Here is a 15,841-nt window from a genome sequence, read left to right on the forward strand (position 1 = left end):
ATGAGAGTGGAAGTTTGCCGTGTATGACGCTAAACACGCAAAGCAGCCCGCAGCGAGTCCGGCAGATGATGAACAAGGTTCCGGAAGTCACCGTCTACTTCTGGATCATCAAGGTGCTGTCGACCACGGTGGGCGAGACCGCGGCGGACTTTCTCAACGTCAACCTTCACCTCGGCCTGACCGGCACGACGCTGATCATGGCCGTCGCGCTGGCGGCCGTGCTCGTCTGGCAGTTCCGCACGGCCCGGTACACGGCGGGGATCTACTGGCTGGCGGTCGTGTTGATCAGCATCGTCGGCACGCTGATCACGGACAACCTGACTGACAACCTCGGCGTGCCGCTGACGGTGACCACCGCGGTGTTCGCCGTGCTTCTCGTGGCCACCTTCGTCGCCTGGCACCGCAGCGAAGGGACACTGTCGATCCACTCGATCGTCACCACGCGGCGGGAGAGCTTCTACTGGGCGGCGATCCTGTTCACCTTCGCGCTCGGAACCGCCGCCGGCGACCTCCTGGCAGAGGGCCTCGACCTCGGGTACTGGCGCTCGGGGCTGATCTTCGCCGCGTTGATCGCCGTGGTGGCGTCCGCGTACGCCGGGTCGTGGATGAATCCGATCCTGGCGTTCTGGATCGCCTACGTGCTGACCCGCCCGCTCGGCGCGTCGCTGGGCGACTATCTCTCCCAGGATCGCGGCGACGGTGGTCTCGGTCTCGGAACGGTGCTCACCAGCGGATCCTTCCTCGCGACGATCGCGGTCCTGATGATCTACCTGGGCGTGTCAAAGCGGGACGCCCCTGTGACGGTGGACCGCAGGGCTGCGGCGCCACAGCGGTGAACGCGCCACGACGAGGTAGCCACGACGGGTCGCCGGGCCATCCCCCGAGGGACTATCGGAAGCGTCGACCCGCCGCGGATGGCGGGGCCGGGACAGAAAGGCGGATCTGGTGCGACTGCTCGTGGTCGAGGACGAAACGGCGCTCGCCGAGGTGCTCCGCGCCGGCCTCACTGATGAGGGCTTCGCCGTCGACGTCCAACACACCGGCCCGGACGGGCTGTGGGCGGCCAGCGAGCATGCCTACGACGTCGTCGTGCTCGACATCATGCTGCCCGGCCTCAGCGGCTACGAGGTGTGCCGACAGCTGCGGTCGCGGGGAATCTGGACGCCGGTGCTGATGCTCACCGCCAAGGAGGGCGAGTACGACCAGGCCGACGCCCTGGATCTCGGCGCCGACGACTACCTGACCAAGCCCTTCTCTTTCGTGGTGTTGGTGGCCCGGCTGCGGGCGTTGGTCCGGCGGGGCGCCCCCGCCCGCCCGGTGGTGATGACCGCGGGCGACCTGGCGGTGGATCCCGCGCGGCGGCTGGTCACCCGGGGTGGGCAGCCGGTCCGGGTGACCGCGCGGGAGTTCGCGCTGCTGGAGTTCCTCGTCCGGCACCGTGGCGACGTGGTGTCCAAGACCCAGATCATCGAGAACGTCTGGGACGCCCACTTCGACGGCGACCCCAACATCGTCGAGGTGTACATCGGCTACCTGCGCCGCAAGATCGACCAGCCGTTCGGCCGGACGGCGATCCAGACGGAGCGCGGCATGGGATATCGGCTGGCGGCCGACGGTGGCTGACGGCAGCCTGGCCCGATGGGTGCGCCGGCGGCTGGGAGTACGGCTACGGTCGGCGCTGGCCGCCGCGCTGGCGGTGGCCTTCGCCTTCGCCGTCGGGGCGGCGGCGTTCGTCTACCTGGCCCGCGCGGACCTGGTCGCCAACGTGGACGCGACAGCGAGACAACGGGCCGCCGAGGTGGCCTCGGCAGTGGCCGGCGGCGGTCAGGGTGCAATCGACCAGACGTTGAAGCCCAGTCCCGGGGAACAGACCCTGGTGCAGGTCCTTGCCCCGTCCGGAAAGGTGGAGGCCGCCTCGGCGGCGCTCGCCGGCGCCGCGCCGCTGTCCCCCCTGCGACCCCAACCGGGCGAGGTGCTGCGGGAGCAACGGTTGCTGCCGTTCGCCGACGAAGACCCGTATCGGGTGGTCGCCGAGGGGGTGACCACCGGCACCGGCACCCGCACGGTGCTGGTGGCGCAGTCCCTGCGGCCGGTCAACGAAAGCACGGAGGCCGTCGCCGCGATCCTGGCCGTCGGGCTGCCGCCGATGCTGCTGGTGATCGGCGCGGCGGTCTTCGTATTCGTCGGTCGGTCGCTGCACGCGGTCGAGGCGATCCGCGGCCGGGTCGCCGGCATCACCGCCCGAGACCTGCACGCCCGGGTGCCGGTGCCCGAAGCGCACGATGAGGTGGCGGCGCTGGCCGAGACGATGAACGGCATGCTCGACCGCCTGGAGACATCAGCAGCGGGCCAACGACGGTTCGTCGCCGACGCCAGCCACGAACTGCGCAGCCCGCTGGCCACCTTGCAGGCCGGCCTGGACCGGCTGGCGATCGCACCACTGCCCGGCGACAACGCCGAACTGGTCGGACTGCTGCGCCGGGAGTCGCAACGCCTCGGCCGCCTCGTGGCCGACCTCCTCCTGCTGGCGCGCATCGACGAGCGCGGTCCCACCCGGCGCCACGACGACGTCGACCTGGACGACCTCGCCTATACGGAGCGGGACCGGATCACCACCCGCCGACCGGACCTGACCGTCCGCGCCCAACTCGCCCCCGTACGGGTCCGCGGCGACGCGCACGACCTCGGCCGGGCCCTGCGCAACCTGGCCGACAACGCCGCCCGGCACGCGCGCTCCGAGGTGATCCTGCGGGTGGCCGTCCGTGACGGGTGGGGCTGCGTCGACGTCACCGACGACGGGCCGGGCGTTCCCGAGGAGCAGCGCGAGCGAATCTTCGACCGTTTTGTTCGACTTGACGACAGCAGGTCCCGCGCCGACGGTGGCAGCGGCCTGGGCCTGCCGATCACCAAGGAGATCGTCGCCGCGCACGGCGGAACCGTGCAGGTGCTGCCCGGACCGGGAACGACCGTCCGGATCCTCCTGCCGCTCGACGGCGCCCCGCCCGGCTGACCGGCCCAGCCCACCGGGCGTTTCAGGCTCCTCTCAGCCTTCCCGCCGCACGCTGGAGGTAGCCGGCCGCGTGGTGGAGCCGGGTCAGCCGGGAAGCCGAGAACGCGATGAACTACCACCTGTTCCAGCTCATCAACGCCGCAGCCGGACGGAACGACCAGATCGACGACGTCTTCGAATGGGCGGCGGTCTGGTTGATCTACGTGCTCGGCGTCGCCGCGGCGGTGCCCCTGTTGGGCGGCCTGCGGCAAGCGCGGGCGGCGCTGGTGCGGGTGGCGGCAGTGCTCGGGGTGGCCTTCGTGGCCGGGCAGGTGGTGGCGGCCGTCAGCAGCGAGGTGCGACCGTTCCAGACCCATTCGGTGCATCAGCTGATCCCGCACGACCCTGGGCCGTCACTGCCCAGCGATCACGCCACGGCGGCGTTCGCGGTGGCTTTCGCGGTCGGGGCGTTCCTGTCCTGGCGTTGGGGGGCAGCGCTGTCGGTGCTGGCCCTCGTCATCGGATTTGCCCGCATCTGGACGGGCGTGCACTACCCGGCGGACGTGCTCGTCGGCGCGCTCCTCGCCGCCGCCGCCGTCATTGTCGTGCAGGCCGGCGGGCGGGCGTACGACCGATGGGCGCGGCGCCACCGGCCGAGCGCCGCCACCGGCCACTGACCCACGCCTGCTTCGCTCTTCTGGAGGTTTCCTCGTGTCAACGCCGCAGGCGCTCCTCGCCGCCGGGCCCGGTTTCCTCGATCCGCAGTGGCTGATCTCCACGTTCGGGCTGATCGGCATCCTCGCCGTCGTCTTCGCGGAGTCCGGACTGCTGATCGGCTTCTTCCTGCCGGGTGACTCGCTGCTGTTCACCGCCGGGCTGCTCGTCGCCGACGGCCGCTACGTGCACCAGCCGCTGTGGTTGTTGTGCCTGCTGGTGGCCGTGGCCGCCATCGCCGGCGATCAGGTCGGGTACCTGTTCGGCCGGCGCGTCGGCCCGAGCCTGTTCCGCCGACCGGACTCACGGCTGTTCAGGAGGGAGTACGTGGAACGGGCCGACGCCTTCTTCACCCGTTACGGTGCCCGATCGATCGTACTGGCCCGCTTCGTACCCGTCGTCCGAACCTTCACCCCGATCATCGCCGGCATTTCCCGCATGCCCTACCGCACGTTTCTGATCTTCAACATTCTCGGCGGGGTCTTTTGGGGCGCCGGCATCACCGTCCTCGGCTACTTCCTCGGCCAGATCGCCTTCGTCAAGGCCAACATCGAGTTCATCCTCGTCGGCATCGTGGCGGCCTCCCTGCTGCCGATCGGCGTCCAACTGCTCCGCTCCCGACGCAAAGCCGCGCCGGCGGACACGAGCCAGGCAGGGGCGCAGCCGGGTCTTCAGCGATGACCGGCTCCGGCGGTGCCCGGTCGTGGACCGGCTTTCGAGGGGAGCGCTCAGCGTGTCTTCCGCACCGCCCGCTTGCGGGGCGGAGTCAACAGGTCGGCGATCGCCGCGATCGCGGACGGCACAAGGCGGTAGTACGCCCAGACGCCCCGCTTCTCGCGCTCGAGCAGGCCAGCCTCGGTGAGGATCCGAAGGTGATGACTCACGGTCGGCTGGGAGAGGCCAAGCGGCGCGGTGAGGTCACTGACGGACGCCTCGCCCTCCGGTGCGGACTGAATCAGACTGAGCAGTCGCAGCCGGGCCGGGTCGGCGAATGCCTTCAGCGTTCCCGCGAGCCGCTCGGCGTCGGCACGTTTCATCGGCTCGCCGGCAAGGGGCGAGACGGCAGGAGTAGGTGTTTTCGCAGTTCCCACGCCTTCCATAGTTCCACCAGCATCATCGATACGCTGGTGGAACCAAAACCCGGTCACCGCCAGTTTGCGGATAGGGAGCCGGCTTGACCCGTGGCGGCCGCGTCGGCGGCCGGATGGGGGAGCGCCAGAACACCCACACCAGCACCGCCCCGTCAACCCGGAGGACTTCCGACGCGGACCACTTAGGGGAAACCCAACGCGCCTCGGGGGGATAGCCCCCGGTTGAAGTCGGGGGACTTCCGGATCGTCTCGGCGGACCCGCTGCCCAACACTGATGCACATGGTAGAGAGGCCCAGGTTCAGCGTCGTCATCCCGTGCTTCAATGAGGCCGGCTATCTCACCGACACCCTCCTGTCCCTGCAGAAGCAGGACTTCGACGGGGCGTGCGAGATCATCGTGGTCGACAACAATTGCACGGACGACACCGCGGGCATCGCCCGCGACCTCGGCGCGCGGGTCGTGGTCGAGCCGGTACCCGGGGTGTGCGACGCCCGCCAGCGTGGCACGGAGGCGGCACGCGGTGAGATCGTCGTCTCGGCCGACGCCGACACGGTCTACGGCCGTGATTGGCTCAGCCGTATCGACGCGCGATTTCGCGGCGATGAACGCATCGTCGCGGTCGTCGGCCCCTGCCGGTACGAAGATGGCCCTCGGTGGGGCCGGCTCTACAGCCGGATACTGTTCGGAGCGGTCAACGGCGTCTACCGACTGACCGGCCGTGCCGTGTACGCGAGCGCGACGAACATCGCGTTCCGCCGCGAGGCCTGGACGGGTTACGACACCAACCTGACGCAGGGTGGCGACGAGCTCGACCAGCTGCGCCGGCTGCGGAAAGAGGGCCGAGTCGTCTACGACCATCGCAACCCGACCTACACGTCGGGTCGCAGGCTCACCCGCGGGCTGACGTACAACCTGTTCGTGACCCTGCCTGTGCACTACCTGCTTACCTACGCCGTGAACCGGATCGCGCGGCGGCGCGTACTCGGATCGGCGCCGACGTTCCGCGCCCACGCCGGGTCGTTCGGGGCAACCGTGGCAGCCGGCCGTGAGGCAGCCAGATGATCATCCTGACCGGGCTGTTGCTGCTGGCCATGATCGGCGCGGCGTACTGGCTGCTGATGTCGCCGTTCGCCCCGTCCTCCCGCGACTACCCCTACCACGGCCCGCCCGACGAACGGGTCGTGGCGCTGACGTTCGACGACGGCCCGAACGAGCCGTACACCTCACAGATCCTCGATATCCTGGCGGCACGCGATATCCGAGCAACTTTCTTCCACGTCGGACAATGCGTCGAGCGCCACCCCGAGGTCGCCCTACGCGTGGTCGACGCCGGCCACGTCATGGGCAACCATTCGCTGAGCCACCGGTTCGGCACATACCTGCGGCCGAGAGCGTACGAGCGGGAGGTCGAGCGGACCCAACGCATCCTGGCGCGAGTCACCGGCCGAACTCCAGCGCTGGCCCGCACACCCTGGCTGTGGCGCCAGCCGGCCCTGCTGCGGATGCTGCGCCGAAGCGGCCTGCACCCGGTCGCCGGTGAGTTCGGCCATGCGCTGGAGGTGTTTCAGCTGTCCGGCGTACGGATGGCCCGCCGCGCCATCGCCAAGACGCGCCCTGGCTCGATCCTCATCTTCCACGACGGGTTCGACGGCCGGGGCGGCAACCGCGCCGAGACGGTCGTCGCGGTGCGGGAGACGATCGACGGGCTGCTGGCCCGAGGCTACCGGTTCGTGACGGTGGACGAACTGCTCGGCGTGCCGGCGTACCAGGCGTAGACCTTCGAAACGCCCCCTCCATCGATGAGGAATTGTCGCTGGTGTTCTGTCCGGGTGAAGTGATCTCACCAAGGCGAGGGGGGCACCTTCCCCGAGGCCGGTATGCCTCTGGGGCACTTCATGCCTCAGGGGGATACCGGTGTCTGCCCGTCTTCGAAGGCAAGCGCGACCCTCCGTATTCAAGGCACAATTTCGCGACTTGGTGGGGGCGCCGTCGGGGCGGGATGCTGACCCCAGCCCGGTCCGGGGCGGCCGGACCTCGTCTGTCGCCCACCCGATAGCGGCGACGACGACGCTGGGTAAGCATGTGGGAAGCCGAATAGGTCGATTCGATTCCCCGGCGCGTCGCTTCATCTCAGGCTTTGTCAACCTCGGACAAAGGGTGTGGTGCTGTTGTGATCACTCAGGCGATGTGGACCCACGGACACACCATGCGGGTGGAAAATCCCGCCGCATTGGCCAGCACCTGGCGTGCGGGATTCTTCAGCCGCGTGGTCGGTAAGCCCAACACCACCAACTGGCTTCATTTCGCGATACCGACGTCGGTCATCGTGAAAGACAAGCGCCAGATGACGGATTCGGTCATGCTGCGTTTCCGCGCCAACTCCGGCGCCGCCGCGGTGACGAACGTCCACGTGTACGACGGTGAGCGCCGCATCGCCACCCACGACGGGCTCAACCAGTCACCCTCGACGTTCGGGCTGGCCCGCTTCGACGTGCCGGGCAAGCCCGACGTGCTGTGGGGGATCGGCATCTCGATCGGCGTCCGCTTCTCCGGTAGCACCGACGCGCAGAACACGCTGGAGTTCGCCGCCGCCGGATGCGACTTCAAACTGCTGGAGACCGTCCGACTACACGTCAAGGTGCTCACCGCGCCGACGCGGTTCACCATCGACCAGATGATCACCGGAATGCGCGAAGTGTACGAGCCGGCCGGCTTCCGGGTCGTCCGCGCCAGCGACGAGAACCTCAACCTGCCCGCGCTCAACGTCCTCGACGTCGGCGAGTGCCGCATGGGCGTCACAACGGAGGAGCAGCGCACACTGTTCGGCAACCGCAACAATGTCGGCACGAACGACGTCGTCGTCTACTTCGTCCAGGCAACCAACCCGCCGTTGAACGGCTGCGCGGCACATCCCGACGGGCGCCCGGGCGCGGTCGTGGCCAGCGGCGCGAGCCGGTGGACGCTCGGACACGAGGTGGGGCACGTCCTCGGCCTCATCCACGTCGACGACAACAAGCGGCTGATGACCGGCAACGGCACCGACAACATCACGAAAATACCCCCGGACCTCATCAACTCCGAGATCACGACCATGCGGAACAGCCCACTGACGATCAATCCGTGAGGCGGGACAAGACATGCCGATTTCACTGGAAGAACTGCGACGCCTGCTGAGCAGCGATGAGCCCGACTACCGGGCCATCGCCGCGGCGGCCGGACCGGAGGCGGCCGAACACCTGCGGGTCCTCGCGCGCGACGACAACGTGATGCTGGCCAGCAAGGCCGTCTACGCGGCCAGCCTGGTCGACCCCACCGCCGGGGAGCAGGTCGTCCGCGAGGCCGCCGCGAGCGATCAGCCGCTGCTGCGGATCGCCTCCGCGTCGGCCCTGGTCAACCTGCGGGAGGACGCCCGCAACCGGGTGGCCGAGCGGCTCATCGACGCCGGTGACGTCGGTGTGGAGAAGCTGGTCATCCGGTCCCTCGGGCCCTCGCTGACCCCGAGGCTCCAGCAGTCCCTGGCGCGGCTGGCCGACAGCAGCGACTCGGCGACCATCCGCGATCTTTCCCGCTCCAAGCTGCGCGACAGCTGAGCAACGACCGAAACGCGACGAGAGGGTACGGCCATGGCCTTGGCACAGGCGATGTGGACGCACGGGCACAGCCTGACGGTCGAGTCTCCCGACCGGATCAGGAGCGAATGGCGAGCCGGATTCTTCATCCGGCTGATCGGCAAGCCGGGCACGACGAACTGGCTGCACTTCGGAATTCCGACACCGGTGATCGTCAACGACAACCGGCTGACGATCGATTCGGCGCTGGTACGCCTGCGCTGCGAGTCGAACCAGGCCGCGGTGACCAACGTGCACGTGTACGACGGCGAGGGGAGGATCGCCACGCACGACGGACTGTCACTCGCACCGTCCGCATGGGGAATGTATCGGTTCGGAGTGCAGAACCGACCGAAGGTGCTCTGGGGCGTCGGGGTGACCCTCGGCGTACGGTTCAACGGGACAACCGACCAGCAGAACACCATGGAGATCAGCGCCGCAGGCGTGGACTTCCTCCCGTGAACCACCCCTGACAGGCCACGTCGGCAAGGTCAGCGTTTCGATCAGGCAGCCGGCCGGCGAGCTGATAGTTGGCGCTCACACACACCCAGCCCTGGGCGGCGAGGTGGTGCAGCAGGCCACGGCCCTCCCAGCGCTTGTGCCCGGTCCTGAAGCCGCCCCCGTGGAAGTACACCAGGACCGGCCCGCCGGTGGGACGGTCCCGCCGGTGGTAGACGTCGAGCAGGTTGCGCCTGCCGGCGTCGCCGTACGCGATATTCCCGACCCGGACGACGTCACGACGCCTGACGGCGAACGGGGCCAGCAGGAGGTGCGCCCACGGCCGACGCGCCGGCGGCAGTTCGATGCCGGCGTCGTCGGCGAGGGCCCGCCGCAGCACCGCGCCGGTCGCGAGCGCCCGCCGGATCAGGACGGCGAGGCGGGCCGCGGTGAGCACCGCGACGGGAACGCGACCAGGCCACCGGGTGAGGTGAGGTCGCCCTGCACGAACGCGAGGACGCTGTCCGCGGCCAGCGCGTAAAGGGCGAGGAACGGCAGCTCGTTGATCAAATAGGTCACCCAGAATCCCCAGTAGCTCAGGGTCGTGTGGGCGGGCCGTGGCCCGATCACGGCGGCGGCGATGCAGAACGCCAGGAGCGCCACGGAGATGACGTATCCGATCGGCAGGATGTCCATCCTTATCGGCAGTTCCGTCGGCCGGGCAACCCGATGATCAGCGCCGCGCCGACGGTCAGGTGCATGCCGAGCAGCACCAGCCGGCTGCTGATGCCAACGCCGCTGGCCAGCGGGCCGACCAGCGAGAGCACCAGCACGATCAGCGCGATGATCCGGAACGTCCGGGCGGGGCGGCGAACGGTACGTTCCAGCAGCGCGAGCAGGCCCCAGGCGGCCAGGCCGGCGATCAGCGCGGCCACCACGACGGCGGCCGGGCCGATGTGCTGGGTGGTGTCGCCCTGGCGGACGGCGAGGTCGATGCCGGCCCAGGGGTCGGCGACGACCCACTGGAGGAGAGCGCCGGCCGCTGCGCCGGCGATGGTGATCGCCCGGCCGGTACGCCGTGCGGTGGTCCTGGTCGTGTTGGTCTGCTGCATGTCGTTCGTCATGCCGATGAGCGTCGCGGTTCGGGCCGGGTGGACACATCGGACCACGGGCGGCGCCAGTCCTCTCTTAGGAGAGCTCGACCACCAACTTTGGAAGGTGTCGGCCCCCACCGGCCGCCGGTTAGCCTCGCCGGGTGAACAGCTTCTCCCTCGGGTCGGAAGACTGCGACCGCCGTCCCAGCAGCGCGGCGCTCGCCGCGATGCTGGGCGCGTCCGGCGTGCTGATCGCGGCGACGATCCTGGGCTGGTGGAGCGACCATCCGCCCGGGCCGCTGCTCGTGCTCGACCTCACGGCCGGTGCGCTGAGCTGGCTGCTGACGCCGTTGGCGCTGTGGCGGCCGGCCGCCACCACCGCCGTGCTCACCGTGCTGGCCGCGGTGTCGCCGGCGGCCACCCCACCGGCCACGATCGGCATGCTGCAGGTGGCGCGGCGCCGGCGCTCCCCGATGGCGATCGCGGTGGCGGCGGCCGGGCTCGCCGCGCACGCGGTCCAGGGTGCCTGGCGGTCCAACGGCGGCATTTCGTACGGCTGGTGGCTGGCGCTGGTCACCGTAGGCTACGGCGCGCTGCTCGCCTGGGGTGCGTGGGCGCAGGCCCGCGAGGCGTTGATCCGCTCGCTGCACGAGCGGGCCCGCCGCGCCGAGGCGGAGCAGGGCCGCCGGGTGGCCGAGGCGCGCATGCTGGAACGCCGCAAGATCGCCCGGGAGATGCATGACGTCCTCGCCCATCGCCTGTCGCTGCTGGCCACGTTCGCCGGCGCGCTGGAATACCGTCCGGACTCCGCGCCCGAGCAGTTGTCCCGGGCGGCGGGGGTTGTCCGGGACGGTGTGCACCAGGCGCTCGACGAACTGCGTGAGGTGATCTCGCTTTTGCGCGACGACGGCCCGTCGCACAGCGACGGCAACCGCCCGCAGCCGGTGCTGGCCGACGTCCCGCGCCTGGTCGAGGAATCCCGCGACGCCGGCACCGAGGTGCTGTTGCGCGAGGCGGTGGACGAGCCGGCCGAGGCGCCCCCGTCGGTGGCCCGCACGGCGTACCGGGTGATCCAGGAGGGCCTGACCAATGCCCGTAAACACGCCGCCGGCCAGCCGGTCCAGGTCGCCCTGCGCGGCGGACCCGGCGCGGGCCTGGAGATCGACGTCCGCAACGCGCTGACGCCGGAGGGCGGGGCGCCGCCCGGATGGTCCGGGGGTGCCGGGCTGGTCGGGCTCACCGAGCGGGTGCACCTGGCCGGCGGGCGGCTCGACCACCAGGCGGTCGGCGGGGAGTTCCGGCTGCACGCCTCGATACCATGGCCGGCGTGACCCCGCCGGTGCGCGTACTCGTCGTCGACGACGACGCGCTTGTCCGTGCCGGGCTGACCATGATGCTTGACGGCGCCCAGGGCATCGTAGTTGTCGGCGAGGCCGCCGACGGCGACCAGGTGCCGGCCGCGGCCGACGCGCACGCCCCTGATGTCGTGCTCATGGACCTGCGTATGCCCCGGGTCGACGGCATCACCGCCACCCGCCGCCTACGGGCGCGTCCGCGGCCGCCCGAGATCATCGTGCTGACCACGTTCGACACCGACGAGAACGTCTTGCACGCGCTGCGTGCCGGGGCCAGCGGCTTCCTGCTCAAGGACACCCCGCCGGCCCGGATCGCCGAGGCGGTACGGCAGGTCGCGGCCGGCGAGCCGATCCTGTCCCCGCGGATCACCCGCCGGCTGATGGACCGGGTCGCCGTCCAGGCCGGCGCGTACGCCCGGGCCAAGGCCACCCTCGCGGCGCTCAGCCCACGCGAGCACGACGTCGTGGTGGCGATCGGCCAGGGCCGCAACAACGCCGAGACAGCCGCCGCGCTCGGCATGACCCTGGCCACCGTGAAGACCCACGTGTCGCACATCCTGACCAAGCTCGATCTCGACAACCGTACGCAGATAGCGCTCCTCGCCCACGACGCCGGCCTCGCCTGACAGCGGGCTCCCGAAGACCGCCGGCGACCGGTGCGACACCGAGCCGTCGGCAGGCGTGGCCAGTCCGGGGGTGCCCTCCCCGACTGGCCTGCGCCTTCGGCGGTTCGCGCAAATCAGCGCTGGCTGGCGTGAGCGAGGGTCGTTGGGTCCTGCCAGCGGGTTGCTGTCGGCGTCGGGGCCACCCCTACGATGTCGCCCATGGCTCGGCTGTATGTCCGCCCCGGCGTCAACCCCGACGACCCCCACGTGCCCGTGGCCGTCCTCGTCGTCGATCCCGACGGCACGCCTGGGGAGCGTGCCGTGGCCCGGCTCGGCGGGTGCTGTTACGAGGGCGACGGGGTGGTTTACCTGGTGCAGACCGACGGCTGGGCCGAGCGCGCACTCGCCGGCGGCCAGCTGGTGGTCGACATCGCCGTCTACCCGGCCGTGTTGCAGCAGGTCGGCGTGGACCCGGCAGGCTTCCCAGGGCGGTCGGCCGTCGACCCGCAAGCCGTGGTGGTCCTGCACGAGGAGACGGCGGTCGACCCGGCGCTGTCCGCAGGCCTGGCCGAGGCGACCGTCGTTCTCACCGCAGGCCCGGATGTTCCGCTGGACGAGCTACTGGCCTTCGAGGACGACTGGCCGATGGTGGTCGCGCCGGTTCGTCCCCGCAACGGACCAGGCCGAGGCGGGGACGAACCGTCGGCGCGTCAGGAGTCGCGGTCGGCCGTACGGTAGCGCTCCACCTCGGACCACACCGATGACATGCCGGCGAGACACCGGTCGAACACCCGCGCGTGCTCCAGGTACGCGGCGCGATCCGGCCCCGGATGGACGCACAGGTCGTCCTCGTCGTTGACGGTCCACGGCGGTACGTCGTGGCCCAGGGCGCCGGGCAGCAGCGAGGCGACGCCACGGGCGCCGAGTTCGCTGGTGAGCTGCCGGCGGACCGGGCGGCCGAGCACATCGGCGAAGATCTGCGCCCACACCGTGGAGCGCGCGCCGCCCCCGGCCAGCCGCCACGGCCGGTCACTGACGTCCGCGCCGCTGGCCAGCACCCGGTCGAGCTGCACCCGGTGGTACTGCGCGACCCCTTCGATGACCGCCCGGGTGAGGTGGCCGCGACGATGGTTGCTGGAGATGCCGAGGAAGGTGCCGGACGCCGAAGGGTGCTCGGGCGAGCCGTTGACGAAGGGCAGGAACAGCAGGCCGTCGGCACCCGGTGGCACCGTGGCGGCCTCCTGCAGCAACTCCGCCGCGGCGATGCCGCCGGCCTGCTGGTGGGGGACCCCGGCGCAGGCGAGCCATTCGAGGTTCGCCGCCGACGTCGGTGCCACCTCCATGGCCAGCATGGTGGCCGGGTCGGGCATGAACGCGCTGAGCGTGACGTCCGGGGCGGGTGTGCCCGCGGGCACGACCACCCCGTTGATCGCCCAGGTGCCGACGATGATCGTCCCGTCCCCGAGCTCTCGTCCGCCGGCGCCGAGGGTGGCGGCCACGCAGTCCATGCATCCGGCGATGACCGGCAGGCCCTCGGGCAGCCCGGTGCGGGCCGCCGTTGCCGCGCTCAGTCCCGCGACCACCTCGTCGGACCGGCGCAGCGGCGGGAACCGGTCAAGGTCAGAGGCGGGCAGGCCGACCAGTTCCAGGGCCGTCGGGGTGTAGCCGCGGGTGTCGAGCGCGACCATGCCGAACGCGCTGGCGTCGCTGTAGTCCGCGCTGGCCACCCCGGTGAGTTGCGCGGTGACCCAGTCCTTGCAGGACAGCACCCAGCGGGTGGCCGCGTAGGTTGCCGGCTCGGCGTCCCGCAGCCAGCGCAGCAGGACGGCGGGCTGGGCGGCCCAGGGGATCGAGCCGGTCTCCCGGGCCAGCCGGCGGGACCCCTCGGGCGGGATCGCCTGGACGATGTGCTGCGCCCGGCTGTCCGACGAGGCGATGGCTGGCCCGATCGGGCGCAGGGCCTCGTCGACCGGGTAGATGCCGTTGCCGTGCGCCGCCACGCCGACGCCGGCCGGGGCGTACCCCTCGGCGGCGAGCTTGCCGCTCACCTCGGCGAGCAGCGACAGCACCGTGTCGGCCAGTGCGGTCATGTCGACGTCGTGGCGGTGGGCGGTGACGCTGGTGCGCGGCGTCCGGGCGTGCACAACGGCAAGCTCGTTCCCGACGACGTCGAAGGCGGCCACCTTGGTGGCGGTGAGGCCGACGTCGACCCCCAAATAGCAGGTGTGCGGAGTCGTCACGACGCCCTCCTGTCGCTCGTTCCGGCCGGTGCCGGGTCCAGTCCGCGCGGGCGGAAGCGCCGCAGCTCCGTCCGGTAGGCGGCCACCTCGGCGTCGGCCCGCCCACGGTCCCAACCAAGATGCCGTACGCCGACGTCCGCGCAGGTCAGAGCCGCCGACATGGCCATGTCCGGGCCGAGGCCGACCAGCGTACGGCGCAGCAGCACGTCGGCCAAGGTCACCGCCCGCTCCTCGCGGAAGGCCATGACCACCTCGGCGGCGACCGCCCCGGTCCGTTCGTCGACGACTTCAGCCAGGGTGGGGTCGGCTACCGCGAGTTCGAGGACCCGGCGGGCCCGGACCCCGTAGATGTCCAACAGCCGGGCCGCCTGCGCCGGCGTGAACGGGGCGGCCGAGCGCGCGAAGTCCGCCCGGAACGCGTACCAGTCCGGGGTGTCGGCGCCGGGCAGCGGCCGGGTACGGGTGGTGCACCGTTGCCGCGGCCGGCCGAGCAGCCTCAGCGCCTCGTCGGTGGCGTCTTCGGCGAGAGCGCGGTGGGTGGTCAGCTTGCCGCCGATGATCGTGAGCAGCCCCTGGTACGTGGGCGCGTGGTCGAGCACCGTGTGCCCACGACTGATTTTGGCGTTGTCCGACACGTCGGCGGTGTAGGGCAACGGGCGGATTCCGGCGACGCTGTAGAGCACGTCGTCCGGGGTGAGGCCGGCCTGGGGGAACAGCCGGTTGGCCTCGGTGAGCAGATAGTTGATCTCGGCGTCGCTGGCGACCACCTCGTCCAGATCCCCGTCGTACGTGAGGTCGGTGCTGCCGAGGACGTACCGGCCCTCCCACGGGAAGATGAAGATCGGGCGCTGGTCCGCGGCGGCCTCGAAGAAGATGCAGGTGTCCGGGGCACCCGGGAACGGGTCGATGATGATGTGACTGCCCTTGGTGCCGCCGTTGAGGCGTCGGCTCTCGACCTGGCCGTCGAGGATCCGGTCGATCCACGGCCCGGCGGCGTTGATCGTGAGGCGGCCCCGGATTTCCCCCTCGTGCCCCGACCGGTTGTCACGGGTGCGGACCCCGTGCACCCGCCGGTCCGCCACCAGCAGGCCGGTCACCGTGGTGTACGTCAGCACTCGCGCACCCAGCCGCTCGGCGTCCAGCAGCAGTTCGACGCAGAGCCGCTCGGCCCACGGCACCTGAGCGTCGTTGAAGAGCACCCCGCCGCGCAGCCCGGTGGGGGCGAGGCGGGGCCAGCGCCGGGTGATCGCCCGGACGGACAGGCCCCGGCTGCGTCCCCGCCCGCGGCCGGCGGCCAGGACGTCGAACGCGGCCAGGCCGAGGCGGATCAGGGGTCCCGGACGGCTGTCCCCGGTGTAGAACGGGATGAGCATGGGGTAGTCGCGCACCAGGTGCGGCGCGGTGCCGAACAGCAGGTGACGTTCGCGGATGGACTCGTGCACCAGGGTGAAGTCGTAGCGTTCGAGGTATTTCAAGCCGCCGTGGATGAGCCGGCTGGAGGTGGCCGTGGTGCCGGCGCCGACGTCCCCGCGGTCGACCACGACGACGCTCAGGCCCCGACTGGCGGCATCTCTGGCGATGGCGAGGCCGTTGACGCCGGCGCCGATGATCACGAGGTCGACGAGGTTGTCGGCATCGGTCTGTGGGTGAGACATGAGGAGCTCCCGGAGGTGCGGGGTGCGGGCCGCGTTCCAGACCCGCACCCC

19 protein-coding genes are annotated in these 15,841 nt (G+C 70.9%); 13 read left to right on the forward strand and 6 right to left on the reverse strand.

The window, feature by feature from the left end; genetic code table 11:
* The first annotated feature begins 65 nt into the window (after nt 1-65).
* From AB0C02_RS24015 to AB0C02_RS24035, 5 genes are all read left to right on the forward strand, one after another.
* The gene (locus AB0C02_RS24015) at nt 66-836 is read left to right on the forward strand and encodes a hypothetical protein (RefSeq protein ID WP_357551039.1); all 771 of its coding nucleotides are present in this window, start codon (nt 66-68) and stop codon (nt 834-836) included.
* Between the two features lie 109 nt (nt 837-945).
* Nucleotides 946-1,623 carry a response regulator transcription factor gene (locus AB0C02_RS24020; RefSeq protein WP_357551040.1) on the forward strand — a complete coding sequence of 226 codons (678 nt, stop codon included), beginning with the start codon at nt 946-948 and terminating at the stop codon, nt 1,621-1,623.
* The gene (locus AB0C02_RS24025) at nt 1,616-3,010 is read left to right on the forward strand and encodes a HAMP domain-containing sensor histidine kinase (RefSeq protein ID WP_357551041.1); all 1,395 of its coding nucleotides are present in this window, start codon (nt 1,616-1,618) and stop codon (nt 3,008-3,010) included. The genes AB0C02_RS24020 and AB0C02_RS24025 overlap by 8 nt, the downstream gene beginning before the upstream one ends.
* A 107-nt stretch (nt 3,011-3,117) precedes the next feature.
* Nucleotides 3,118-3,666 (forward strand): phosphatase PAP2 family protein, encoded by a 549-nt coding sequence (locus AB0C02_RS24030; RefSeq protein WP_357551042.1) that lies wholly within the window; start codon nt 3,118-3,120, stop codon nt 3,664-3,666.
* 34 nt (nt 3,667-3,700) lie between these two features.
* Entirely contained in the window at nt 3,701-4,384 is a 684-nt protein-coding gene (locus AB0C02_RS24035; protein WP_357551043.1) for a VTT domain-containing protein, read from the forward strand.
* Between the two features lie 47 nt (nt 4,385-4,431).
* On the opposite strand, the gene AB0C02_RS24040 is transcribed toward AB0C02_RS24035, so the two are convergent.
* Nucleotides 4,432-4,803: a metalloregulator ArsR/SmtB family transcription factor gene (locus AB0C02_RS24040; RefSeq protein WP_357551044.1), complete on the reverse strand. Its 372-nt coding sequence runs from the start codon at nt 4,801-4,803 to the stop codon at nt 4,432-4,434.
* A 271-nt stretch (nt 4,804-5,074) separates the two neighbouring features.
* Here AB0C02_RS24040 and AB0C02_RS24045 point away from each other — a divergent pair, with 271 nt between their 5' ends.
* The 5 genes from AB0C02_RS24045 (at nt 5,075) to AB0C02_RS24065 (ending at nt 8,865) form a co-directional block, all read left to right on the forward strand.
* Nucleotides 5,075-5,857: a glycosyltransferase family A protein gene (locus tag AB0C02_RS24045; RefSeq protein WP_357551045.1), complete on the forward strand. Its 783-nt coding sequence runs from the start codon at nt 5,075-5,077 to the stop codon at nt 5,855-5,857.
* Nucleotides 5,854-6,570 carry a polysaccharide deacetylase family protein gene (locus AB0C02_RS24050; RefSeq protein WP_357551046.1) on the forward strand — a complete coding sequence of 239 codons (717 nt, stop codon included), beginning with the start codon at nt 5,854-5,856 and terminating at the stop codon, nt 6,568-6,570. Before AB0C02_RS24045 ends, AB0C02_RS24050 begins: the two co-directional genes overlap by 4 nt.
* Before the next feature lie 410 nt (nt 6,571-6,980).
* On the forward strand, nt 6,981-7,919 hold the full coding sequence (locus AB0C02_RS24055) for a DUF6623 family protein (RefSeq protein ID WP_357551086.1): 939 nt from the start codon (nt 6,981-6,983) through the stop codon (nt 7,917-7,919).
* 13 nt (nt 7,920-7,932) lie between these two features.
* On the forward strand, nt 7,933-8,385 hold the full coding sequence (locus AB0C02_RS24060; RefSeq protein ID WP_357551047.1) for a hypothetical protein: 453 nt from the start codon (nt 7,933-7,935) through the stop codon (nt 8,383-8,385).
* A gap of 33 nt (nt 8,386-8,418) precedes the next feature.
* Nucleotides 8,419-8,865: a DUF6623 family protein gene (locus tag AB0C02_RS24065; protein ID WP_357551048.1), complete on the forward strand. Its 447-nt coding sequence runs from the start codon at nt 8,419-8,421 to the stop codon at nt 8,863-8,865.
* Here AB0C02_RS24065 and AB0C02_RS24070 read toward each other — a convergent pair.
* From AB0C02_RS24070 to AB0C02_RS24080, 3 genes are read right to left on the reverse strand one after another with little or no spacing between them, the layout of a single operon-like run.
* Entirely contained in the window at nt 8,834-9,298 is a 465-nt protein-coding gene (locus AB0C02_RS24070; protein ID WP_357551049.1) for an alpha/beta hydrolase, read from the reverse strand. The genes AB0C02_RS24065 and AB0C02_RS24070 overlap by 32 nt on opposite strands.
* Nucleotides 9,268-9,537 (reverse strand): hypothetical protein, encoded by a 270-nt coding sequence (locus AB0C02_RS24075; RefSeq protein ID WP_357551050.1) that lies wholly within the window; start codon nt 9,535-9,537, stop codon nt 9,268-9,270. The genes AB0C02_RS24070 and AB0C02_RS24075 overlap by 31 nt, the downstream gene beginning before the upstream one ends.
* 2 nt (nt 9,538-9,539) lie before the next feature.
* Nucleotides 9,540-9,965 (reverse strand): DUF6069 family protein, encoded by a 426-nt coding sequence (locus AB0C02_RS24080; protein ID WP_357551051.1) that lies wholly within the window; start codon nt 9,963-9,965, stop codon nt 9,540-9,542.
* A gap of 131 nt (nt 9,966-10,096) precedes the next feature.
* On the opposite strand from AB0C02_RS24080, the gene AB0C02_RS24085 reads away from it, so the two are divergent.
* From AB0C02_RS24085 to AB0C02_RS24095, 3 genes are all read left to right on the forward strand, one after another.
* Nucleotides 10,097-11,266, forward strand: coding sequence for a histidine kinase (locus tag AB0C02_RS24085; RefSeq protein ID WP_357551052.1), 1,170 nt, complete (start codon nt 10,097-10,099; stop codon nt 11,264-11,266).
* A complete protein-coding gene (locus AB0C02_RS24090; protein WP_357551053.1) occupies nt 11,254-11,916 on the forward strand; it encodes a response regulator transcription factor in 663 nt (220 codons plus the stop codon). The genes AB0C02_RS24085 and AB0C02_RS24090 overlap by 13 nt, the downstream gene beginning before the upstream one ends.
* A 198-nt stretch (nt 11,917-12,114) precedes the next feature.
* Nucleotides 12,115-12,633, forward strand: a complete 519-nt coding sequence (locus AB0C02_RS24095; RefSeq protein ID WP_357551054.1) for a hypothetical protein — start codon at nt 12,115-12,117, stop codon at nt 12,631-12,633.
* Here the strand turns inward: AB0C02_RS24095 and AB0C02_RS24100 are convergent.
* Together AB0C02_RS24100 and AB0C02_RS24105 are read right to left on the reverse strand one after the other, a co-directional pair.
* Complete coding sequence (locus tag AB0C02_RS24100) at nt 12,606-14,135, reverse strand: FGGY-family carbohydrate kinase (protein WP_357551055.1); 1,530 nt, start codon at nt 14,133-14,135, stop codon at nt 12,606-12,608. The genes AB0C02_RS24095 and AB0C02_RS24100 overlap by 28 nt on opposite strands.
* A complete protein-coding gene (locus tag AB0C02_RS24105; protein WP_357551056.1) occupies nt 14,132-15,790 on the reverse strand; it encodes a glycerol-3-phosphate dehydrogenase/oxidase in 1,659 nt (552 codons plus the stop codon). Before AB0C02_RS24105 ends, AB0C02_RS24100 begins: the two co-directional genes overlap by 4 nt.
* Nucleotides 15,791-15,841: the final 51 nt, after the last annotated feature.

This window comes from Micromonospora sp. NPDC048999 (assembly GCF_040649295.1).
Taxonomy (GTDB): domain Bacteria; phylum Actinomycetota; class Actinomycetes; order Mycobacteriales; family Micromonosporaceae; genus Micromonospora.